At 69.5% G+C, this 22,658-nt stretch carries 19 protein-coding genes and 3 pseudogenes; 11 read left to right on the top strand and 11 right to left on the bottom strand.

Annotation, left to right across the window (positions count from 1 at the left end):
• The 6 genes and pseudogenes from ACOJVU_RS04365 to ACOJVU_RS04340 form a co-directional block, all read right to left on the bottom strand.
• A pseudogene (locus tag ACOJVU_RS04365) lies at positions 1–88 on the bottom strand (response regulator); the annotation flags it as partial.
• Positions 85–1,680 (bottom strand): sensor histidine kinase, encoded by a 1,596-nt coding sequence (locus ACOJVU_RS04360; protein ID WP_421528658.1) that lies wholly within the window; start codon positions 1,678–1,680, stop codon positions 85–87. The gene ACOJVU_RS04360 and the pseudogene ACOJVU_RS04365, both read right to left, overlap by 4 nt.
• A gap of 71 nt (positions 1,681–1,751) precedes the next feature.
• Entirely contained in the window at positions 1,752–2,897 is a 1,146-nt protein-coding gene (locus ACOJVU_RS04355; protein WP_421528657.1) for a PP2C family protein-serine/threonine phosphatase, read from the bottom strand.
• A 262-nt stretch (positions 2,898–3,159) separates the two neighbouring features.
• Complete coding sequence (locus ACOJVU_RS04350; protein ID WP_421528654.1) at positions 3,160–4,326, bottom strand: acyl-CoA dehydrogenase; 1,167 nt, start codon at positions 4,324–4,326, stop codon at positions 3,160–3,162.
• A gap of 16 nt (positions 4,327–4,342) precedes the next feature.
• Positions 4,343–4,861, bottom strand: coding sequence for a 5-(carboxyamino)imidazole ribonucleotide mutase (purE, locus tag ACOJVU_RS04345; RefSeq protein ID WP_421528653.1), 519 nt, complete (start codon positions 4,859–4,861; stop codon positions 4,343–4,345).
• Positions 4,848–6,101, bottom strand: coding sequence for a 5-(carboxyamino)imidazole ribonucleotide synthase (locus ACOJVU_RS04340; protein WP_421528652.1), 1,254 nt, complete (start codon positions 6,099–6,101; stop codon positions 4,848–4,850). The genes purE and ACOJVU_RS04340 overlap by 14 nt, the downstream gene beginning before the upstream one ends.
• Before the next feature lie 98 nt (positions 6,102–6,199).
• Between ACOJVU_RS04340 and ACOJVU_RS04335 the strand changes: the two are divergent.
• Positions 6,200–6,697: pseudogene (locus tag ACOJVU_RS04335) on the top strand (GtrA family protein); the annotation flags it as partial.
• Positions 6,698–6,802: 105 nt separating this feature from the next.
• Positions 6,803–6,979, top strand: a pseudogene (locus ACOJVU_RS04330) (GtrA family protein); the annotation flags it as partial.
• Here ACOJVU_RS04330 and ACOJVU_RS04325 read toward each other — a convergent pair.
• On the bottom strand, positions 6,934–7,452 hold the full coding sequence (locus ACOJVU_RS04325) for a PH domain-containing protein (protein WP_421528651.1): 519 nt from the start codon (positions 7,450–7,452) through the stop codon (positions 6,934–6,936). The pseudogene ACOJVU_RS04330 and the gene ACOJVU_RS04325 overlap by 46 nt on opposite strands.
• A gap of 22 nt (positions 7,453–7,474) precedes the next feature.
• Positions 7,475–8,281, bottom strand: coding sequence for a biotin--[acetyl-CoA-carboxylase] ligase (locus ACOJVU_RS04320; RefSeq protein WP_421528656.1), 807 nt, complete (start codon positions 8,279–8,281; stop codon positions 7,475–7,477).
• Between the two features lie 83 nt (positions 8,282–8,364).
• Between ACOJVU_RS04320 and ACOJVU_RS04315 the strand changes: the two genes are divergently transcribed.
• From ACOJVU_RS04315 to ACOJVU_RS04290, 6 genes are all read left to right on the top strand, one after another.
• Positions 8,365–10,014 carry an acyl-CoA carboxylase subunit beta gene (locus ACOJVU_RS04315; RefSeq protein ID WP_421528650.1) on the top strand — a complete coding sequence of 550 codons (1,650 nt, stop codon included), beginning with the start codon at positions 8,365–8,367 and terminating at the stop codon, positions 10,012–10,014.
• Between the two features lie 29 nt (positions 10,015–10,043).
• The gene (locus ACOJVU_RS04310) at positions 10,044–10,283 is read left to right on the top strand and encodes an acyl-CoA carboxylase subunit epsilon (RefSeq protein WP_421528649.1); all 240 of its coding nucleotides are present in this window, start codon (positions 10,044–10,046) and stop codon (positions 10,281–10,283) included.
• Complete coding sequence (locus ACOJVU_RS04305; RefSeq protein ID WP_421528648.1) at positions 10,280–10,960, top strand: Maf family protein; 681 nt, start codon at positions 10,280–10,282, stop codon at positions 10,958–10,960. Before ACOJVU_RS04310 ends, ACOJVU_RS04305 begins: the two co-directional genes overlap by 4 nt.
• 100 nt (positions 10,961–11,060) lie before the next feature.
• Positions 11,061–11,966 (top strand): sulfurtransferase, encoded by a 906-nt coding sequence (locus ACOJVU_RS04300; RefSeq protein WP_421528647.1) that lies wholly within the window; start codon positions 11,061–11,063, stop codon positions 11,964–11,966.
• Positions 11,963–12,418 carry a SufE family protein gene (locus tag ACOJVU_RS04295; protein WP_421528646.1) on the top strand — a complete coding sequence of 152 codons (456 nt, stop codon included), beginning with the start codon at positions 11,963–11,965 and terminating at the stop codon, positions 12,416–12,418. Before ACOJVU_RS04300 ends, ACOJVU_RS04295 begins: the two co-directional genes overlap by 4 nt.
• A 115-nt stretch (positions 12,419–12,533) precedes the next feature.
• Positions 12,534–14,327: an acetyl/propionyl/methylcrotonyl-CoA carboxylase subunit alpha gene (locus ACOJVU_RS04290; RefSeq protein ID WP_421528645.1), complete on the top strand. Its 1,794-nt coding sequence runs from the start codon at positions 12,534–12,536 to the stop codon at positions 14,325–14,327.
• A 59-nt stretch (positions 14,328–14,386) separates the two neighbouring features.
• Here ACOJVU_RS04290 and ACOJVU_RS04285 read toward each other — a convergent pair whose 3' ends face one another.
• From ACOJVU_RS04285 to ACOJVU_RS04275, 3 genes are all read right to left on the bottom strand, one after another.
• Positions 14,387–15,175, bottom strand: a complete 789-nt coding sequence (locus tag ACOJVU_RS04285) for an RNA polymerase sigma factor SigF (protein WP_421528644.1) — start codon at positions 15,173–15,175, stop codon at positions 14,387–14,389.
• Positions 15,172–15,609: an anti-sigma factor gene (locus ACOJVU_RS04280; protein ID WP_421528643.1), complete on the bottom strand. Its 438-nt coding sequence runs from the start codon at positions 15,607–15,609 to the stop codon at positions 15,172–15,174. Before ACOJVU_RS04280 ends, ACOJVU_RS04285 begins: the two co-directional genes overlap by 4 nt.
• 306 nt (positions 15,610–15,915) lie before the next feature.
• Positions 15,916–16,311 (bottom strand): hypothetical protein, encoded by a 396-nt coding sequence (locus ACOJVU_RS04275; protein WP_421528642.1) that lies wholly within the window; start codon positions 16,309–16,311, stop codon positions 15,916–15,918.
• A gap of 248 nt (positions 16,312–16,559) precedes the next feature.
• Between ACOJVU_RS04275 and ACOJVU_RS04270 the strand changes: the two genes are divergently transcribed.
• The 3 genes from ACOJVU_RS04270 to ACOJVU_RS04260 are packed head-to-tail and all read left to right on the top strand — an operon-like array spanning position 16,560 to position 22,654.
• Entirely contained in the window at positions 16,560–17,279 is a 720-nt protein-coding gene (locus tag ACOJVU_RS04270; protein ID WP_421528641.1) for a methyltransferase domain-containing protein, read from the top strand.
• Positions 17,280–17,326: 47 nt separating this feature from the next.
• Positions 17,327–17,989: a TetR/AcrR family transcriptional regulator gene (locus ACOJVU_RS04265; RefSeq protein ID WP_421528640.1), complete on the top strand. Its 663-nt coding sequence runs from the start codon at positions 17,327–17,329 to the stop codon at positions 17,987–17,989.
• A gap of 33 nt (positions 17,990–18,022) precedes the next feature.
• Complete coding sequence (locus ACOJVU_RS04260) at positions 18,023–22,654, top strand: ATP-dependent helicase (protein ID WP_421528639.1); 4,632 nt, start codon at positions 18,023–18,025, stop codon at positions 22,652–22,654.
• Positions 22,655–22,658: the final 4 nt, after the last annotated feature.

Below are 22,658 nucleotides of genomic sequence, written 5' to 3'. Positions count from 1 at the left end.
TGTGCTCGAACGCTTCCCGGGTGATGAGCTCGTCTCCCGGATCGTCCTCGACGAGCAGGATTTCGATCGCTCTACCGTCCGAGGTCATTGCTGGGCTCCTCCTGGCTCTGTTTCGTGCGCTTGGTCTTCTTCGGTGGCCGGCTCTTCGGGAACCGGCTCTTCTTCAGCGACGTCCTCGGGCATGGGCATGGGCAGGGGCATGGGCATGGGCAGGGTGAACTCTAACCGGGTGCCGCCGGTGTAGGTCGTGTCGATCCGGATGCCGCCGCCGTGGTACTCGACGATCTTCTTGCACAGCGCCAGCCCGACACCGGTCCCCTGGTACATGTCTCGGCCGTGCAGACGCTGGAAGATCACAAACACCTTGTCGGCGAACTCCTCCGGTATCCCGATGCCGTTGTCGGTAACGCGGAACACCCATTCGCCGACGCAGTCACCGCCGCCCGGTTCGCACTCGATGGCGATGCGCGGCGGACTGTCCTCGCGCCGGAACTTCACCGCATTGCCGATCAGGTTCTGCCACAACATCGTCAGCAGCATCGGGTCGCCGACGACCCGCGGGAGGGGATCCCGCGGGCGCACGATCCGGGCGCCGGACTCCTCGATCGCCGCGGCGAGGTTGCTCAAGCCGGCGTCCAGCGGCGTGTCGAGGTCCACCTCGACCTGAAAGGTGCCGAGGCGACCGACGCGGGAGAAGGTGAGCAGGTCGTTGATCAGCACCTGCATACGCTTGGCCCCGTCGACCGCGAAGGCGATGTACTCGGTGCCGCGCTCGTCGAGTTGGTCGCCGTAGCGCTTCTCGAGCAACTGGCAGAACGAGGCGACCTTGCGCAGCGGTTCCTGCAGATCGTGGGACGCGACGTAGGCGAACTGCTCGAGTTCGGCGTTCGAACGTCGCAGCTCCTCGGTCTGTTCATCCAACTGCTCTCGGGCAGCACGGGATACGTCGAGTTCTTCGACCATGCGCCGGCGCATGTTCTCCACGTCGATCGCCATGTCCCGGATGTCCTTGGGCCGCTTGGGAGGCCAGATGGTCTCCGCGAAGCTGCCCTCGGTGATCCGCCGGCACGCCGCCGCCAGGTTCGCCAGCGGCCGGGTCACCGTGAAGCGCACCAGCGCACCCAGCACCAGCGCGGTGGCGAAGAACACGACCACCAGCGCGATCAGCACGCGGTCCCGCCAGGCGTCGATGCGGTGGAGTTGCTCCGCGGCGTGCACCCACGCCGCGGACAGACTCGCATCCTGGGTCGCGAAAAGCGCACGCAGATGGTCGAATTGGACTTTTCCGCGCTCGGCGAGCCCACCCTTCACGACATTGGGGACGTCCGGGGTCACCCCGGCGATCAACGGCTCGGCGTAGCTCGCCCGCCACCGCGCGGCTGACTGCTCGATCTCGCCCAGGTTGGCGATGAGGTCCGCACGCCGGCCCAGACGGTGGCGGATGGCGTCGGCCGCGTCCCGTTCGGTGCGTTGTCCGTCGTAGTAGGGCCTGAGAAACTGGCGGTCGGCGGTGATCAGATAGCCGCGAACGCCGGTCTCCTGATCGCGCAGCCCGGCCTGCAGCTGGCATGCGGCCACGCGCGCCGGCTGGATGTCGTCGATCAGTTCGTGCGACATCGTGTCGGTGCGCATCAGCAACACGGTTCCCGCCGCGGCGCCCGCCAGCACCAGTACGCCCATCACGAACAGCACCAGCGCGTGCCATCCCCGCGTGGTGAGCTGCGACGGGCGCAGCGACCGCACCAGCGGCGTCACGCCGTGGTCCGCTCGACGCGCAGCACTGCGATGTCGTCGGTGAGCCCGCCCTGCGGCTGGGCGAGCTTTTCGGCCTCGTCGATGAGCGCGTCGACGAACGCCGGACCGGGCTGGTTGGCGTGCAAGCGCGCCAGAGCCAGCAACCCGTCCTCGCCGAGGCGTCGGGTGCCGCGCCCCGAGTACCCCTCGAAGAGGCCGTCGGTCAGCAGCAGCAATCCGTGCCCGACGGGCAGTTCCAGGTCGTGGAGCGGCCAGTCGTCGGCCCGCAGCCCCAGGGCCGGCCCCGCGGGCGGCTCGATCCACTCCACGCCGCCGTCCCCTTGCAACAGCATCCCGGGATGACCGGCGCGGACCGTGGTGACGCGCGGGCTGTCCGGTGCGATCTCCAGGCTGAGCACCGTTGCGAAGATACCGATGCTGGTCCGTTCGGAGTGCAGCACCCGCTCCAGCTGCCGCATCATGTCGACACCGTGGACCCCGGCGAAGGTCAGCGCGCGAAACGCGATCCGCAGCGCCGCGCCCAGCGCCGCCTCGTGCGGTCCGTGCCCGGCGACGTCGCCGATCAGCACGTGCACGGTGCGGTCGGGTGTCTGCACGACATCGTAGAAGTCCCCGCACAGCAGCGCGTCCTCGCGGCTCGGGCGATACCGCGCGACGATCTCGACGCCCGAGTCGTCGTGCAGCAGCGGGGACGGCAGCAGGCCGCGTTCCAGCAGCGCGTTCTCGCGCGCACGGAGCCGGCTGGCGTGCAAGTCCGCGGAAATGAGCTCGGCCCGCTTGCGCTCGATCGCATACAGCAGCGCCCGGCGCAGCATCTCCGGTTCGACCCGCCCCTTGACCAGATAGTCCTGGGCGCCGGCCGCGACCGCCGACGCCCCGAAGTTCTCGTCGTTGAGCCCGGTCAGCACCACGATCGGGACCGTGGCATCGCGCTTGGCGATGCGATCCAGGGCGTCGATGCCGTTGGCGTCCGGCAGGTGCAGGTCCAGCAGCACGCAGTCGGGACGGGCGGCGGCGAGCTCGCGCTCGGCGTGCGCCATCGACTGTGCCCACACCACCCGGATGTCGGCGACGGCGTTCGCGATCAGGTCCTCGACCAGCACCGCGTCCGCCCGGTCGTCTTCGACCAGCAACAGCGACAACGACTGCCAATGGGCCACCCGGGTACCTGGAGTACGCACTGGGATCACTTCCGGTCATCCGCGGGTGGTGAAGGGGTGAGCAACTTCTTTACTCGACCCCCCATTGGCCGCGGTAGCCATTGGCTGTGTGGCGACGTTCCGACCGGAGAGCCGGTGCGCCCGCGAGCACTTGCATACCGGCTTACCACCCCGAATGGTTGCCGAGGGTGATCCTATGCGGTGTGCCGGCGCTTTCCCAACGAAGGCTGTACTAACGGTGGCGTCAGCGCAGCAGCGCCCGCGACATCACGACGCGCTGGATCTGGTTGGTGCCCTCGTAGATCTGGGTGATCTTGGCGTCGCGCATCATCCGCTCCACCGGGAAGTCGACGGTGTAGCCCGCACCACCGAACAGTTGCACCGCGTCGGTGGTCACCTCCATCGCGACGTCGGAGGCAAAGCACTTCGACGCGGCCGAGATGAAGCCCAGGTTCGCCTCACCGCGCTCGGCGCGCGCCGCGGCCGAGTACACCATCAACCGCGCGGCCTCGACCTTCATCGCCATGTCGGCCAGCATGAACTGGACACCCTGGTTGTCGCTGACCGGCCGGCCGAACTGCTTGCGCTCCTTGGTGTAGGCGATCGCGGCATCCAGGGCGCCTTGCGCGATCCCGACCGCCTGCGCCCCGATCGTGGGACGGGTGTGATCCAGGGTGGCCAGCGCGGTCTTGAAACCCGTACCCGGTTCCCCGATCATCCGATCACCCGGTATGCGGCAGTTCTCGAAGTACAGCTCAGTGGTCGGCGAGCCCTTGATCCCGAGCTTGCGTTCCTTGGGGCCCACGCTGAACCCCTCGTCATCGATGTGCACCATGAATGCCGAGATGCCGCCCGAGCCCTTGTCCGGATCGGTCACCGCCATCACCGTGTACCAGCTCGACATCCCGCCGTTGGTGATCCAGCACTTGGCGCCGTTGAGGATCCAGTCGTCCCCGTCGGCTTTGGCCCGGGTGCGCATCGCCGCCGCGTCACTGCCGGCCTCGCGCTCGGACAGCGCGTAGGACGCCATCATACCGTCGGAGATCTGCGGCAGCACCTGCTTCTTGAGCTCATCAGACCCGCGCAGGATCAGCCCCATGGTGCCCAGCTTGTTCACCGCCGGGATCAGCGACGCCGACGCGTCGACGCGGGCCACCTCCTCGATCACGATGCACGCCGCCACCGAATCCGCACCCTGGCCGCCGTACTCCTCGGGAACGTGCACCGCGTTGAAACCCGACGCGTTCAACGCGTCCAGGGCCTCGGCCGGGAACCGCGACTTCTCGTCCACCTCGGCGGCGTGCGGAGCGATCTCCTTCTCCGCCAGAGCCCGGATCGCCGTCCGCAACTCCTGATGTTCCTCGGGCAGTCCGAACACATCGAACGACGGATTTCCGCCCCATCCAGCCATCTCAAGCCTCCCTGCGCTACTCCCCGGTGACTTTACCGTGCAGCCGCTGCACGGCCGCATCCTTGGCCTGCACGCTCTCGGCCAGCCCGTCCTGAAACGCCACGACCCGCGCCCGCAACACCGGGTCGGACGAGGCGAGGATGCGCACGGCCAGCAGCCCGGCGTTGCGGGCACCGCCGATGGAGACCGTCGCCACCGGGACGCCTGCGGGCATCTGCACGATCGACAGCAGCGAGTCCAGTCCGTCCAGGCGTGCCAGCGGCACCGGTACCCCGATCACCGGCAGCGGCGTCGCCGCGGCGACCATCCCGGGCAGGTGGGCGGCGCCGCCCGCCCCGGCGATGATCACCTCGATGCCACGGTCGGCCGCGCCACGGGCGTAGTCGAACATCACCTGCGGCGTGCGGTGCGCCGACACCACGCGGGCCTCGACCGCGATGTCGAACTCGGCGAGCGCGTCGGCCGCGTCGGTCATCACCGGCCAGTCGCTGTCGCTGCCCATGATGACCCCGACGCGGGGGTTAGTGCTGATCATGTGGGTCCCATCCGTCCGCCCATCGACCGTGTGACAGCCAGTGCGCCGCCAGTTCGGCGCGTTCCCGCAGGCTCGCCAGATCCGCCGGGTCGGCGCCCAGGAAATTGACGTGCCCGATCTTGCGGCCGGGCCGTTCGACCTTGCCGTACAGGTGTACCCGGGCTTCCGGCATCCGCGCGAGCAGGTGGTGCAGCCGCTCGTCCATCGGCATCGCCGCCGTCGCGCGCGGCTCCGGTCCGCGCGGTGCGCCCAGCACGTTGGCCATGACCGTCACCGGCGCGATCGCGTCGGTATCGCCGAGCGGATAGTCCAGCACCGCGCGCAGATGCTGCTCGAACTGGCTGGTGCGCGACCCGTCCATGGTCCAGTGCCCGGAGTTGTGCGGCCGCATCGCCAGCTCGTTGACGAGCAGGGCACCGTCGGTCGTCTCGAACAGCTCCACCGCGAGCACCCCGACCACACCCAGTTCGGCGGCCAGCTGCAGCGCCAGCTGCTGGGCGGCGGCCGCCGACTCGCCGGCCAGGCCCGGTGCGGGCGCGATCACCTGCTCGCAGATCCCGTCGCGTTGCACGGTCTGCACCACCGGCCAGGCCGCGCCCTGACCGAAAGGCGAGCGCGCCACCAGCGCCGACAGCTCGCGGCGCAGCCTCACCCGCTCCTCGACCAGCACCGGCAACCCGTCGGCCAGGAATGTGCGGGCGGTCTCGCGCGCCTGCTTCAGGTCACGGGCCAGCCAGACTCCCCGCCCGTCGTACCCGCCCCGCACGGCCTTGACCACCACCGGGGCGTCGTCGCCGGAGTCCAGGGTTCGCACGAACGCGTCCAGGTCGTCGATGCCGTCCACCGGCGCGTAGCGCGGCACCGGGGCGCCGAGAGCCTCCAGCCGGCGCCGCATGACGAGCTTGTCCTGCGCGTGCACCAGGGCGTGGGGCGGCGGCGCGACGTTGACACCCTCGGCGACGAGTTTCTCCAGCAGGTCGGTGGGGACGTGCTCGTGATCGAAGGTCAGCACGTCGGCCCCGGCCGCGACCCGGCGCAGGTCTTCCAGTTCGGTGTGCGAGCCGATCACCACGTCGGGCGTGACCTGCGCGGCCGACTCGTCGGCGGCGGTGGCCAGCACCCGCAGCGTCTGTCCCAGTGCGATCGCGGCCTGGTGGGTCATCCGCGCGAGCTGGCCGCCGCCGACCATGGCAACGAGCGGCGCGACGCCGGGGGTGCGGGTACTCGGCACGGCCATCATGGTGTCATGGGGCGGGGCCGGCCGGTGACCGGCGGTGAGACCCGATCGTGATGAACCACTTTGCGTCGTTTTCGTGTCCCTACGTACACTCACGTGCTGTGCCCTTTGCCGATGCCGCGATGGCGCGTTTGCCGGAAGCCTTGCAGACCTACGCGCAACGCCACCACGAACTGATCAAGTTCGCGATCGTCGGCGGCACCACATTCATCATCGACTCCGTCATTTTCTACACCCTGAAGCTGACGATTCTGGAGACCAAGCCGGTCACCGCGAAGGTGATCGCCGGCATTGTCGCGGTCATCGCGTCCTATGTGCTGAACCGGGAGTGGAGCTTCCGTGACCGCGGCGGCCGTGAACGCCACCACGAGGCGCTGTTGTTCTTCGCCTTCAGCGGCGTCGGGGTGCTGCTGAGCATGGCGCCGCTGTGGTTCTCCAGCTACGTGCTGCAGCTGCGGGAGCCGATGGTGTCGCTGACGGTGGAGAACGTCGCCGACTTCGTCTCGGCCTACATCATCGGGAATTTGTTGCAGATGGCGTTCCGCTTCTGGGCGCTCCGCCGTTGGGTGTTCCCCGACGCGTTCGCGCGCAACCCCGACATGATTGTCGGCGAGGGCAGGGTTGTCGGCGAGGGCAGGGCTGTGGAGGAGGGCAGGGCTGTGGACGAGGGCAGGGCTGTCGACGAGGGCAGGGCCCTGGAAGAGAAGGCCCTGGAGTCTGCCCTCACCGCGGGCGGGATCGCCGAGATTTTCGAGGACACCATCGAGGGCGGGCACCACATGGGAAACGTCACCCTCTTGCGCGGTTGGCGCAGCCGCAGGGCCGCCCGTTTCGGTCAGCTCGGCGATTCGTCTGACCCCAGGGTGTCGAAGACTTCGTGATAGAGCAGCGCGTGCACCTCGCGCAGCCGCGGGACCTCGTAAAACTCCAACGGATCTTGTGACGGCGAGTCGATGATCAGCGTCCCGCACCGGAAGATCCGCTCGAAGATCCTGTCCCGGAATTCAACGCTGTTGATTCGCGCCAGCGGGATGTCGAGCCCGGTGCGGGTGAACACCCCGTGCCGGTACATCACCCGTCGGGTGGTGACGACGAAATGCGTCGTCAACCAGGCCGAGAACGGCCACAACGTCAGCCAGCCGACGACCACCAGCCAGATCCCCCAGATGACGCCGTAGATGACGTTCTTGGCGAGCTGGTCCCACTGCGTCGAGTTGAGGTAACCCGACCCGAACGCCGTCAGCCCGGTCGCGGTGACGAACACCACGGCGGGCCAGATCAGCCGCTTCCAGTGCGGATGGTGGTGCAGCACCACCTGCTCGCCGGCAGCCAGGGCGTTCTCGGGATAGCGCATGGTCGCGACATTAGCGGCGGCGCTACCGCAGATGCACCACGTCGCCGGCAGAGATCACGACCGCCTCATGTCCCGTCTGGAGGCACAGCCTGCCCTGGTCGTCGATGCCGGTGGCGGTGCCGACCAGCTCCCGGCCGCCGGGCAGGTGCGCACGCACGCGAGTGCCGATCGTCAGGCTGTGCGCCCGGTAGTCGGCGGCCAGCGACCGGTCGGCACCGCGTGCGGCCCGCCACGCGACGATCCGCCTGCCGAGTTCGGTCAGCAGCGCGCGCACCAGGTCGCCACGATCGGGTGCGGGGACCCCGAGGTCGCGAAGCGAAGTGGCGCCCTCGACGCCATCGGGGGCGCAGGCGACGTTGAGCCCCACGCCGATCACCACCACCGGGCGCGCCACCTCGGCGAGGATGCCCGCCAGCTTGCCACGGGAGGCCGGCGGGCCCGCCAGCACGTCGTTGGGCCATTTCAAGCCGGCTCGAAGTCCGGTCACGGCCGCCACCGCGTCGACGACCGCCACCCCGGTGGCCAGCGACAGCCAGCCCCACGCCTCGACCGGCACGTCGACGGCGCCGACCCCCACCGACAGCGTGATCTGGGTCCGCGGGGTGATCTGGGTCCGCGGGCCGGCCGACCAGCGGCGGCCGTGCCGTCCGCGTCCGGCGGTCTGGTGCTCGGCGATCAGCACGGCCCCGGCGACGTCGGCCTCCCCGCCCGGTGACGCCGCCCGCGCCAGGAGGTCGGCGTTGGTGGAGCCGGTCTGCTCGACGACGTCGAGCCGTCGCCAACCCAGCCCGGCGCCGATCAGCTCCGCCCGCAGCGCGGCCTCATTCAAAGGCGGGTCCACCGCGGGGTACTGGTCGCTCACCCGGCCCAGCCTAAGCAGTGCCGGGGGAGCAGCCGATAACATCGACTGCCATGACTAGCGTTACCGACCGCTCGGCTCATTCCGCAGAGCCTGCGAGCGAACACACCGTCGACATCCACACCACCGCGGGCAAGCTGGCCGAGCTGCACAAGCGCCGGCAAGAATCGCTGCACCCGGTTGGCGAGGAGGCCGTCGAGAAGGTACACGCCAAGGGCAAGCTGACCGCCCGCGAGCGCATCTACGCCCTGCTTGACGAGGATTCCTTCGTCGAACTCGACGCCCTGGCCCGGCACCGCAGCAGCAACTTCGGTTTGGGGAGCAACCGCCCCCTGGGCGACGGGGTGGTCACCGGATACGGGACCATCGACGGCCGCGACGTGTGCATCTTCAGCCAGGACGCCACGGTGTTCGGCGGCAGCCTGGGCGAGGTGTACGGCGAGAAGATCGTCAAGGTGCAGGAGCTGGCGGTCAAGACCGGACGCCCGCTGATCGGCATCAACGACGGCGCGGGTGCCCGCATCCAGGAGGGTGTGGTCTCGCTGGGCCTGTACAGCCGCATCTTCCGCAACAACATCGTGGCCTCGGGTGTCATCCCGCAGATCTCACTGATCATGGGCGCGGCCGCCGGCGGGCACGTCTACTCCCCCGCCCTGACCGATTTCGTGGTGATGGTCGACAAGACCAGCCAGATGTTCATCACCGGCCCCGACGTCATCAAAACCGTCACCGGCGAGGACGTCACCATGGAGGAACTCGGCGGCGCCCACACCCACATGGCCAAGTCGGGAACCGCGCACTACGTGGCCTCGGGTGAGCAGGACGCCTTCGACTGGGTGCGTGAGCTGCTGGGCTACCTGCCGCCCAACAACGCCACCGACGCGCCGCGCTACGCCGAGCCGGTGCCCGAGGGCGCGATCGAGGACAACCTCACCGCCGAGGACATCGAGCTGGACACGCTGATCCCGGATTCGCCCAACCAGCCCTACGACATGCACGAGGTGATCACCCGCATCCTCGACGAGGACGAGTTCCTCGAGGTCCAGAACGGCTACGCGGAGAACATCGTCGTCGGGTTCGGCCGCATCGACGGCCGGCCGGTCGGCATCGTGGCCAACCAGCCCACCCATTTCGCCGGATGCCTGGACATCAACGCCTCGGAGAAGGCGGCCCGCTTCGTGCGGACCTGCGACTGCTTCAACATCCCGATCGTCATGCTGGTCGACGTTCCCGGGTTCCTGCCTGGCACCGGCCAGGAGTACAACGGCATCATCCGTCGCGGCGCCAAGCTGCTCTACGCGTACGGCGAGGCCACCGTCCCCAAGATCACCGTCATCACCCGCAAGGCCTATGGCGGCGCCTACTGCGTGATGGGTTCCAAGGACATGGGCTGCGATGTCAACATCGCCTGGCCGACCGCCCAGATCGCCGTCATGGGCGCATCCGGCGCTGTCGGGTTCGTCTACCGCCAGCAGCTCAAGGAGGCCGCCCGCGACGGCGCTGATGTCGACGAGTTGCGGCTGCAGCTGCAGCAGGAGTACGAGGACACGCTCGTCAACCCCTACGTCGCCGCCGAGCGCGGCTACGTCGACGCGGTGATCCCGCCGTCGCACACCCGCGGCTACATCGGCACGGCGCTGCGTCTGCTGGAACGCAAGATCTCCCATCTGCCCCCCAAGAAGCACGGGAACATCCCCCTGTGAGTCGAGTGAGCGACACGAGGGAGGTTGCCATGACGGACGACGCGCACCACGTGCACGAACCGCACATCCAGGTCCTGCGCGGCACGCCGACCGCCGCGGAGCTGGCCGCGCTGATCGCCGTGCTCGGCAGCTCGGGTGCCGCGCCCACACTGCCGGCCCCCGAGCGCACCCGCTGGGGCCTGCCGGCCGACAACCTGCGGTACGCGATGACGAACTTCCAGCGCCTGACCATGCAGCAGAAACTTCATATGCAGCGCTTGCAGCAGTGACCCGTCTGGTGCTCGCGTCGGCGTCGGGGGGCCGGCTCAAAGTGCTGCGCCAAGCCGGTGTGGATCCGCTGGTCAGGGTCTCAGGAGTCGACGAGGACGCGGTCGTCGCCGGTCTGCGCGCCGACGCCCCGCCCGGGGAGATGGTGTGCGCCCTGGCCCGGGCGAAAGCGCAACGGGTGGCCGGCACGCTCGAACCGGCAGTCGCCGCGGATTGCGTTGTCATCGGCTGCGATTCAATGCTCTACCTGGACGGCCGGCTCTGCGGCAAGCCGGCGTCGACGGCCGCCGCGCGCGACCTGTGGCAGACCATGGCGGGCCGCGCCGGCCAACTCCACACCGGGCACGCCCTGATTCGTTTGCTGGACAACATGATTACTTGCGAATCATCCGAAAATTCGGTCACCATAGTGCATTTCGGCACACCGTGCCCCGAAGACCTGGATGCGTACTTGTCCTCGGGTGAGTCCTTGCGCGTAGCAGGGGGGTTCACTCTCGACGGCCTGGGTGGTTGGTTCATCGAAGGCGTCGACGGCGACCCGTCAGCCGTGGTGGGGATCGGGCTGCCGCTGACCCGGTCGCTGCTGGATCGCGCGGGGCTGTCGGTCGCCTCGGTGTGGGCGGCCAATCCGGTAGGCGGTCCGGTAGGCAGCGCCGCCACGGCGGCCTGCGAAACATAAACGGCTGCGCCCCGGCGCGGCATGTCGTCGCAGCCGCTTATGTGTCGCGGTCCGTGCCGCCACGGCGGCCCACTCGCGTCCCTGGCGGTAGGCTCGGTTTGTGTCACTGCCCCCCGATCCCAGCCCCGCGCTTGCGGCCTACGCCCACCCCGAACGCCTGGTCACCGCCGACTGGCTGTCCGCCAACCTGGGCACGCCCGGCCTGGCGATCGTCGAGTCCGACGAGGACGTGCTGCTCTACGACGTCGGGCACATCCCCGGCGCGGTCAAGATCGACTGGCACACCGACCTCAACGACGCGCCGGTGCGCGACTACATCAACGGCGAGCAGTTCGCCGCGCTGATGGACCGCAAGGGCATCGCCCGCGACGACACCGTGGTGATCTACGGCGACAAGAGCAACTGGTGGGCGGCCTACGCGCTGTGGGTGTTCACGCTGTTCGGCCACCCCGACGTGCGACTGCTCAACGGCGGCCGGAACCTGTGGCTCTCCGAGGGGCGGGAGACCAGCCTCGACGTCCCGGACCGGACCTCCGAGGGCTATCCGGTCGTGCAGCGCAACGACGAGCCCATCCGGGTCTACAAGGACGACGTGCTGGCGGCGCTGGGCTCCGGGCCGCTGATCGACGTGCGCTCCCCGCAGGAGTACACCGGCGAGCGCACACACATGCCCGACTACCCCGAGGAGGGGGTGCTGCGGGCCGGCCACATCCCCACCGCCCGGTCGATCCCGTGGAGCAGGGCCGTCGACGACAGCGGGCGGTTCCGCAGCCGCGAAGAGCTCGAGGAGCTGTACGGGTTCCTTCACCCCGACGCCAAGACCATCGTCTACTGCCGCATCGGGGAGCGGTCCAGCCACACCTGGTTCGTGCTCACGCATCTGCTGGGCAAGCCCGGGGTGCGCAACTACGACGGGTCATGGACCGAGTGGGGAAACATGGTGCGGGTCCCCGTCGTCGTGGGCCCTGAACCGGGACAGGCGCCGGGAGCCGCACCGGCCAAATGAGCCTACCCGCGCCGCTTGCCGAGGTGGTGTCCGACTTCGCCGAAGTTCAGGGCCAGGACAAGCTGACGCTTCTGCTGGAGTTCGCCGACGACCTGCCCGCGTTGCCCGCCGAGCTGGCCGAGGCGGCGATGGAGCCGGTCCCCGAATGTCAGACCCCGTTGTTCCTGCACGTCGACGCCGGAAATCCGGACCGGGTGCGGCTGTACTTCAGCGCGCCCGCCGAGGCACCGACCACGCGCGGTTTCGCCGCGATCCTGGCGGCCGGCCTCGACGGGCAACCCGCCGCCGACATCCTGGCGGTGCCCGAGGACTTCTACACCGATCTCGGTCTGGCGGCTCTGATCAGCCCGCTGCGGTTGCGCGGCATGTCGGCGATGCTGGCCCGGATCAAGCGGCGGCTGCGTGAGTCCGCCCCACAAGCCCGGCAATCGGGGAATTACGACACCGGCTGATTGCGCGGACGGCGCGCCGCTTAGACTTCCCGGTCAGAGTAAGAAACTCTCTTAAAGACCTTGCAGCTAAAGACCTTGCAGCAGAAGTCTGCAGACATGCCAAACAGGAGGCGCAGTGGCTAGTCACGCCGGCTCGAGGATCTCCAAAGTGCTCGTCGCCAACCGCGGCGAGATCGCTGTCCGGGTGATCCGGGCGGCCCGCGACGCGGGCCTGCCCAGCGTGGCGGTGTACGCCGAGCCCGACGCGGACGCACCGCACGTGCGACTGGCCGACGAGGCGTTCGCCCTGGGCGGTCAGACGTCGGCGGAGTCCTACCTGGATTTCGGCAAGATCCTCGACGCGGCCTCGAAGTCCGGCGCCAACGCCATCCACCCCGGCTACGGCTTCCTGTCCGAGAACGCCGACTTCGCCCAGGCGGTGATCGACGCCGGCTTGATCTGGATCGGGCCCAGCCCGCAGTCGATCCGCGACCTCGGCGACAAGGTCACCGCCCGTCACATCGCCGCGCGAGCCCAGGCCCCGCTGGTGCCCGGCACGCCAGACCCTGTCAAGAACGCCGACGAGGTGGTGGCCTTCGCCCAGGAGTACGGCGTGCCGATCGCGATCAAGGCCGCCTTCGGCGGCGGGGGCAAGGGCATGAAGGTCGCCCGCACCATCGAGGAGATCCCCGAGCTGTACGAGTCGGCGGTCCGCGAGGCCACGGCCGCGTTCGGCCGCGGGGAGTGCTTCGTCGAGCGTTACCTGGACAAGCCCCGCCACGTCGAAGCGCAGGTGATCGCAGACCAGCACGGCAACGTCGTCGTCGCCGGAACCCGCGACTGCTCGCTGCAACGCCGCTTCCAGAAGCTCGTCGAGGAGGCCCCGGCGCCGTTTTTGACCGACGCACAGCGCAAGGAGATTCACGAGTCGGCGAAGCGGATCTGCAAGGAGGCCCACTACTACGGCGCGGGAACCGTCGAGTACCTGGTCGGCCAGGACGGGCTGATCTCGTTCCTCGAGGTCAACACCCGCCTGCAGGTCGAACACCCGGTCACCGAGGAGACCGCCGGTATCGACCTGGTGCGCGAGCAGTTCCGCATCGCCAACGGCGAGCGGCTGGATCTGACCGAGGACCCGACGCCGCGCGGCCACGCCTTCGAGTTCCGGATCAACGGCGAGGACGCGGGCCGCGGCTTCCTGCCCGCGCCCGGGCCGGTGACCCGATTCGACCCGCCCGCGGGCCCCGGGGTGCGGCTGGACTCCGGCGTGGAGACCGGCTCGGTGATCGGCGGGCAGTTCGACTCGATGCTGGCCAAGCTGATCGTGTACGGCGCCAGCCGCACCGAGGCCCTCGAACGCGCCCGGCGTGCCTTCGACGAGTTCCACGTCGAAGGTCTGTCCACCGTCATCCCGTTCCATCGGGCCGTGGTGTCCGACCCGGCGTTCATCGGCGACGAGAACGGCTTCTCGGTGCACACCCGCTGGATCGAGACCGAGTGGAACAACACCGTCGAACCCTTCACCGCCGGCGATCCCCTCGATGACGAGGACACCCGACCCCGGCAGAAGGTGGTCGTCGAGGTCGACGGCCGCCGTCTGGAAGTCTCGCTCCCCGCTGACCTGGCGTTCTCCGGCGGCGCCGGCGACCCGGCGGGTGTCCTACGCAAGAAGCCCAAGCCGCGCAAGCGCGGGGCGCACGCAGGTGCGATGGCCTCCGGTGACGCGGTGACCGCACCGATGCAGGGCACCGTGGTCAAAGTTGCGGTCGAGGAGGGCCAGCAGGTCGCCGTCGGCGATCTGGTGGTCGTGCTCGAGGCGATGAAGATGGAGAACCCGGTCACCGCACACAAGGACGGCGTCATCACCGGGCTCGCCGTCGAGGCCGGGGCGGCGATCACGCAAGGCACGGTGCTCGCCGAGATCAAATGATCCTGGACGGACCGCTGCTGAGGCCAACGGGCCGCCGGCGAACCGGGCGACCGCGCCCGCTACTGCAACTGGTCGCGCAGCCGCGCCAGCGATTTGGCCAGCAGCCGGGACACGTGCATCTGCGAGATGCCGACCCGCTCGGCGATCTGCGTCTGCGTCATCGACTCGAAGAACCTGAGCACCAACACCATTCGCTCACGCTCGGGTAGCGCCTCGAGTAGCGGGCGCAGCGCCTCGCGGTCCTCGATGCGGTCCAGGCCGGCGTCCACGTCGCCCAGGGTGTCGACGATGGCACGGACCTCGTCGTCCTCGCTGCCACCACCGGTGTCGATGGACAAGGTGTTGTAGGAGCTGCCTGCCACCAGGCCCTCGACGACCTCCTGGCGTTCCATCCCGAGTTCCGAGGCGAGCTCGGTGGCCGTGGGTGCACGACCGAGCCGCTGGGACAGATCCGCCGTGGCACTGCCCAGCCGCAGGTGCAACTCCTTGAGCCGCCGCGGGACCTTCACCGACCAGCTGTTGTCCCGGAAGTGACGCCGCACCTCCCCCATGATCGTGGGTACCGCGAACGACACGAAGTCCGAACCGGTCTCGACGTCGAACCGGATCACCGCGTTGACCAGGCCGACGCGCGCCACCTGGACCAGGTCGTCGCGCGGCTCGCCCCGGCCGTCGAACCGCCGGGCGATGTGGTCGGCCAGGGGCAGACAGCGCTCGACGATCTTGTCCCGGTGGCGCTGGAAATCCGTCGAGTCGGCGGGGAAGGTCGCCAGCTCGCGGAACATCTCCGGCACATCGGCGTATTCGTTTGGGCGCGAAGCCGAACCGCCGGCACTCCGCGCCCTCACCTGCTCGAGGCCGCCCGCCGGGCCGTCAATGTGATTCCGAACAGACTGCCGGATTCATCGGGTGCGCGGCCGTCGTGGAAGGTCTTGACGTCGTCGGCCAACGACGTCAGCACGTGCCAGCTGAAGCTGCCGGGCGCCACCACGTCGTGAGTGATACACGCGGCGGTGGCCTCCACGACCAGAACTTCGTCCTGCGGGTCCACCACGACAACCAGCGTCGCATCCGGAGTGGCCGAACGGATCAACCGCGTACACACCTCATCCACCGCGAGCCGCAGATCCGCCACGGCGTCGAAGTCCAGGTCTTCGAAGGTGCCGATCGCGCCGACCAGCGTGCGTAGCATCGCCAGGTTCTCCAGCCGTGCCGCGACGCGCAATTCGACAGCGCGGTGGCCGCGGTCGCGAGCGTTGAGGAGCCGGCCCGCATCGTTCATATGGTCTCCCGGCATTGTCCGACTGACATTACTACTGCCCTGCAGCCCCCTGGGACCATACTTTCCAACGGGTCAACCATCGTCGCCGCCCGGTGGCCGCCCCGGAATTGCCGGACTCCAACCGAACACGGCGCCCCTGTTGCGGCGGATCGCGGCGCCATGATCAGCGCCGTGGTCAGCGCAATTGTCAGCGCAATAATCCGTGCAATCGTCGCGGCAACTGATCATGGTCGGCGTGGTGATACCCCGGGGGCGCCGCGAGGAAACCCGGGAGCCCGGTATGTTCTCGGATGTTCGCCCGACGCCTCAGAGCGCCGCCATCGGGCCCGCTATCGGCGGCACCCCCAACGACACCGTCACCGCCGTCAGCGTGAGCAAGAACCAGCCTGCGCCCTGCCATCCCCACCAGGTGCCTTCGCGACACCACACCCGGTAGGTGCGCACGAACGCCCGCAGCCCGGCGGACAGCAGGATCAGCGGACCCCCGAAAGCCAGCATCGTCCGCTGCGGCGCGCCGCAGGCCACCGTGTCGACGCTCACGCCTGGGCAGGTGCTGACCCACAGCGCCGCCATGACCAGGAAGCCCAGTCCGGCGACCGTGGCCAGCGCCGCGAAGCGGATGGCGGCGTGCACCTCACCGTCTTCGCGACCGTCATCTCGCCCCACGCGGTCTCCCGGGGGCCACTCGTCCGCCTTCTGCATCCTTGTCCCTCACGTAGGGCCCGGCTCCTCTTGTGTCATCGCTCGCGACGCCGAATCGGTTACGCAGTCGCGAGGATTCCTGCTGGCAGCGCATGCCGACCCCACCCCGAGACCCCAGAAGCGCAGTCACCCAGCCGGTCTGAGGCCTCGGCAAACCGCCGTTGTCGGCCCCGAAACGGAGGCCCCGGGGCAGGGGCGCGGTAGCATACCGCAAGATTGAGCGGGCGCTCGAGATGAGGAGAGGGTGCATGGCCCTCAGGGTGCGCAGCACGGAGCCGGAAATCCTGGACGACGAAAGCATCGCCCTGGCCGACTACCGGCGCTGCCTGGCCGACCTCGCCGTCGTCAACCGCATGACACTTACCCATCGCCCGACGTTGCGTTGGCTGGCGCGCGCGACGAGGACCTTGCCCGCCGGTACGGAAATCTCCGTGCTGGACGTCGGCTACGGCGACGGCGATCTGCTGCGGGCCATCGCGCGCTGGGCGGATCGTCGCGGGCTCAAGACACGATTGTCGGGAATCGACCTGAACCCGCGCAGCGCCGCCGCCGCCCGCGACGCCACCCCGGCGGAACTGGCCATCGACTACCGGATCGGCGACGTGTTCGCCTACACCCCGGCCGAGTCGCCGCACTTCATCGTCAGCTCGCAGTTCACCCACCACCTCAGCGACCAGGACGTCGTAAAATTCCTGACGTGGCTTCACGAGAACTCCGCCCGCGGCTGGCACATCGCGGATCTGCATCGCAATACTTTCGCCTATCGCACCTTTCCGCTGCTGGCACACGCGATGCGCTGGCACCCCATCGTGCGCTCCGACGGCAGAATATCCATCAGCCGAAGTTTCCGCCGTGCCGACTGGCAGGCGTATCTGGACAAGGCCGCCGTGCAGGCGGAGATCTCCTGGTACGCACTTCGATTGTGCGTGCACACGACCGTCTTCGACGAGCGAGCTTGGAGTCCATGAACGCAAGTTCGGGCGACAACCCAGGCTGCCTCGGTACTATTTGACGCATGCCGGGCGCGAGGAGGCGGTTGTCCCCCGAGGACCGCCGAGCTGAGCTGCTTGCTCTGGGGGCGGAGGTTTTCGGTCAGCGGCCCTACGACGAGGTCCGCATCGACGAGATCGCCGAGCGGGCCGGGGTGTCCCGGGCATTGATGTATCACTACTTCCCGGACAAACGGGCTTTCTTCGCCGCGGTCGTGCAGGACGAGACCGACCGGCTCTACGAGGTCACCAACGCGTTGCGTCCGGCCGGCCTGACGATGTTCGAGGAGATCAAAGCCGGTGTGCTGGCCTACATGGACTACCAGCATCACCATCCGCAGTCGGCGTGGGCGGCCTATGTCGGCCTCGGCCGGTCCGACCCGGTGCTCGTGGGCGTCAGCGACGAAGCCAAGAACCGCCAGTTGGAACACATCATGAGCCGGGTCGCCGAACTGGTGGGCACAATCCCCGCGGAGAAGCTGAAAACCGAGGTCGAGCAGCACCTGGAGGTGATCATCAACGGCTGGCTGGCGCTCACCTTCGAGATCTGCCGGCAGCGGATCATCGACCCCACCACCGACGCCGAACAGCTCGCCGACTCCTGCGCGCACGCGCTGCTGGACGCCATCGCCCGGGTGCCGGGCATTCCGGACGAACTCGCCCATCTGATGGCCACCTCCAGGCTGTGAACTCCTGTCGGTCCACGTTGGCACCATGGTCAGGTGAGCACTCGCGCCGGTCCGCAGCGGCCTGAACATCCCCGCGACCCGCTGGGCCGGTTCAGCGCGGTCACCCGCGAGTGGTTCGCCGGCACGTTCGCCGCGCCGACCGCTGCGCAGTTCGCCGCCTGGGACGCCATCGCCGACGGCGACAACACCCTGGTGATCGCACCGACGGGGTCCGGAAAAACTCTGGCGGCGTTCCTGTGGGCGATCGACCGTCTCGCGGCCGGCCCCGAGCGCCACGGGGGGACCCGCGTGTTGTACGTCTCCCCGCTCAAGGCACTGGCTGTCGACGTCGAGCGCAACCTGCGCACCCCGCTGGCGGGGCTCACCCGGATCGCCGAACGCCGGGAGGTGCCGGTTCCCGGCATCAGTGTGGGGGTGCGATCCGGCGACACCGCGCCCGCGCAGCGTCGGCACCTGCTCAACCATCCGCCCGACGTGCTGATCACCACACCGGAGTCGCTGTTCTTGATGCTCACTTCGGCTGCGCGGCAGACCCTGACCGGCGTGCAGACCGTGATCGTCGACGAGATCCACGCCATCGCCTCCGGCAAGCGCGGCGCACACCTGGCCCTGTCGCTGGAACGGCTGGACGCCCTGCGCCAGGCGCCGCCCGCCCAGCGCATCGGGTTGTCGGCGACGGTGCGCCCGCCCGAGGAGCTGGCCCGGTTCCTGTCCGGCGCAGGCCCGACGACTCGGACAAAGGTGGTGGCACCACCGTCGGGCAAGACCGTCGAGCTCACCGTGCAGGTACCCGTGCCCGACATGGCGAACCTGGCCAACACTGCCCCGCAAGCAGGTGGTACCCCCAGCATCTGGCCGGACGTCGAGGCGCGCCTGGTCGACCTGATCGAGGCGCACGGCTCGACCATCGTGTTCACCAACTCGCGACGGCTGGCCGAACGGCTCACCGCGCGGCTCAACGAGATTCACGCCGAACGCCGCGGCGTGGCTCTCCTCGAGGTGCCGGCCGAGTCTGCCGGAACCAATCGGGCGGTGCCCGGCGGTGCGCCGGCGCACATCATGGGAAGCGGCCAGACCTACGGCGCCGACGCGTTGCTGGCCCGGGCCCACCACGGCTCGGTCAGCAAGGAGCAGCGCGCACTGGTGGAAGAGGACCTCAAGCGTGGTCTGCTCAAGGCGGTGGTGGCCACCTCCAGCCTGGAGCTGGGAATCGACATGGGCGCGGTCGACCTGGTGATCCAGGTGGAGGCACCGCCGTCGGTGGCCAGCGGCCTGCAACGCATCGGCCGGGCCGGCCATCAGGTGGGCGAGGTCTCCCGGGGCGTGCTGTTCCCCAAGCACCGCACCGACCTGATCAGCTGCGCGGTAAGTGTGCAGCGCATGCGGGCCGGTCAGATCGAGACGTTGCGGGTGCCGGCCAACCCCCTCGACGTCCTGGCCCAGCACACCGTGGCAGCGGCTGCCCTCGAGCCGCTGGACGCCGACCGCTGGTTTGACACCGTGCGCCGGGCCGCACCGTTCGCGACGCTGCCGCGAAGCCTGTTCGAGGCCACCCTGGACCTGTTGAGCGGCAAGTACCCGTCGACGGAGTTCGCCGAATTGCGACCGCGCCTGGTCTACGACCGCGATACCGGGACGCTGACCGCCCGGCCCGGCGCCCAGCGGCTGGCCGTCACCTCCGGCGGCACCATCCCCGATCGTGGGCTGTTCACGGTCTATTTGGCCGGCGACTCCGAAAAGCCCTCGCGGGTCGGCGAACTCGAAGAGGAGATGGTCTACGAGTCCCGCCCCGGCGATGTGATCTCGCTTGGGGCCACCAGCTGGCGCATCGTCGAGATCACCCACGACCGGGTGCTGGTGGTCCCCGCCCCGGGGCAGCCGGCCCGGCTGCCGTTCTGGCGCGGCGACGGCGTAGGCCGCCCGGCCGAGCTGGGTGCCGCGCTGGGGGCGTTCACCGGCGAGATGGCCGGCATGGACCGGGAAGAATTCCAGACACGTTGCACCGTTTTGGGGTTCGACGCCTACGCGACAGAAAACCTATGGGTGCTGCTCGACGAGCAGCGCGCCGTGGCCGGGACGGTGCCCACCGACACCACCTTGCTGGTCGAGCGCTTCCGCGATGAGCTCGGCGACTGGCGGGTGATCCTGCACTCGCCGTACGGGCTGCGGGTGAACGGTCCGCTGGCGCTGGCGGTCGGCCGGCGGCTGCGCGAACGCTACGGCATCGACGAGAAACCGACCGCCTCCGACGACGGCATCGTGGTGCGCTTGCCGGACACGCTTTCCGACACCGGCGATACCGCTGCGGGCGCCGATCTCTTCGTCTTCGACGCCGACGAGATCGATCCGATCGTCACCGCCGAAGTGGGCGGTTCGGCATTGTTCGCGTCGCGGTTCCGGGAGTGCGCGGCCCGGGCCTTGCTGCTGCCGCGCCGCCATCCCGGCCGCCGCTCGCCGCTGTGGCAGCAGCGCCAGCGCGCAGCCCAGCTGCTGGAGGTCGCGCGGAAATACCCCGACTTCCCGGTGGTGCTGGAGACCGTCCGCGAATGCCTGCAGGACGTCTACGATGTCCCGGCCCTGGTCGAGCTGATGAGCGGCATCGCCTCGCGCCGGGTGCGGGTGCTCGAGACGCAGACCGCCAAACCGTCCCCCTTCGCGGCGTCCCTGCTGTTCGGCTACGTCGGGGCCTTCATGTACGAGGGCGACAGGCCGCTCGCCGAGCGCCGGGCCGCAGCGCTGTCGCTGGATGCCACGCTGCTTGCCGAGCTGCTCGGCCGGGTGGAGCTGCGCGAGTTGCTCGATCCGGAGGTCATCGCCGCCACCGGCCTGCAGTTGCAGCACCTCGCCCCGGACCGCGCCGCCCGTGACGCCGAGGCGGCCGCCGACCTGCTGCGGCTGCTGGGCCCGCTGACCGGAGCGGAGGTGGCCGCCCGGTCCGGGTCGGCCGACGTCGGCGGCTGGCTGGATGGTCTGCTCGCCGCCCGGCGCGCACTGACGGTCTCGTTTGCCGGCCGCAGCTGGTGGGCGGCCATCGAGGACATCGGCCGGCTGCGCGACGGGATCGGGGTCGCGGTTCCGTTGGGCGTGCCGGCCACCTTCACCGCGGAGGTAGCCGATCCGCTGGGTGAACTACTGGGCCGTTATGCCCGCACCCGTACCCCGTTCACCACGGCCGAGGCGGCCGCCCGCTTCGGGCTGGGACTGCGGGTGACGGCCGACGTGCTGAGCCGGCTGGCCGCGGACGGCCGGTTGGTGCGCGGTGAGTTCGTCGCCGCCCCCGAGGGGCCGGGCGGCCAACAGTGGTGCGACGCCGAGGTGTTACGCATCCTGCGGCGCCGCTCACTGGCGGCGCTACGTGCCCAGGTCGAGCCGGTGAGCACCGCCGCCTACGGGCGCTTCCTGCCCGCCTGGCACCGCGTCTCGTCGAACCTGTCCGGCCCGGAGGGCCTGCTGACGGTGATCGACCAGCTGGCCGGAGTCCGGTTGCCGGCCTCGGCGATCGAACCGTTGGTGCTGGGACCGCGCGTGGCCGGCTACTGTGCGGCACTGCTCGACGAACTGCTGGCAACCGGCGAGGTAACCTGGTCGGGCGCCGGGTCCATCTCGGGCAGCGACGGCTGGATCGTGCTGCACCACAGCGATTCGGCGCCTCTGACCCTGGCACCGCCGGCCGAGATCGACCTGACCGAAGCCCACCGCGCGATCCTGGACACGCTGTCCGGGGGAGGCGCATATTTCTTCCGCCAGCTCGCGCAGGACCACCAGCCCGGCGAAATCGACTCGGCGGACCTCAAAGCCGCGCTGTGGGAACTGATCTGGGCCGGCTGGGTCACCGGCGACACCTTCGCTCCGGTACGCGCCCAGCTCAGCGGATTGGGCAGCCGCCGGCGCTCCGTGCCGGCGCACCGGACACACCGGCCACCGCGCCTGAGCCGGTACAGCGTCGCGCACGCCCAGCACCGCGCCGCCGACCCGACCGTGGCGGGGCGGTGGTCGACCCTGCCGGCCCCCGATCCGGATTCCACGGTGCGGGCCCACCACCAGACCGAACTCCTGCTGGGCCGGCACGGCGTGCTGACCAGGGGTGCGGTGGCGGCCGAGGGGGTGCCGGGCGGGTTCGCCACCCTTTACCAGGTGTTGAGCTCGTTCGAGGACGCCGGTCGCTGCCAGCGTGGCTATTTCGTAGAGTCGTTGGGCGGCGCGCAGTTCGCCGTCGCGTCCACTGTCGACCGGCTGCGCGGCTACACCGACGACGTCGATGCGCAGCGGCCGGACTACCGGGCCGTTGTGCTGGCCGCCGCGGACCCGGCCAACCCCTACGGCGCCGCACTGCCCTGGCCGTCATCGAGCCCGCAAGGCCCAGCGGCACGCCCCGGCCGCAAGGCCGGGGCGCTGGTGGTACTGGTGGACGGTGAGTGCACCTGGTTCCTCGAACGCGGCGGACGGTCGTTGCTGACCTTCACCGCCGACCCCGCGGCCCACCACGCGGCCGCCGCGGCGCTGGCCGGCCTGGTGTCTGAACGGCGCGTCGCGGCGATCCTGGTGGAACGCATCGACGGTGCGCCGGCCCTGGCGCCGTCTCTCGGCGAGGGCCGCTCGGATGCGCTGGCAGGGCTGTTGGACGCCGGATTCGTCCGCACCCCAAGCGGATTGCGGCTGCGGTGATCAC

Source organism: Mycobacterium sp. THU-M104 (assembly GCF_049197365.1).
Lineage (GTDB): Bacteria > Actinomycetota > Actinomycetes > Mycobacteriales > Mycobacteriaceae > Mycobacterium.
This window is presented reverse-complemented; position numbering and strand designations above follow the sequence as displayed.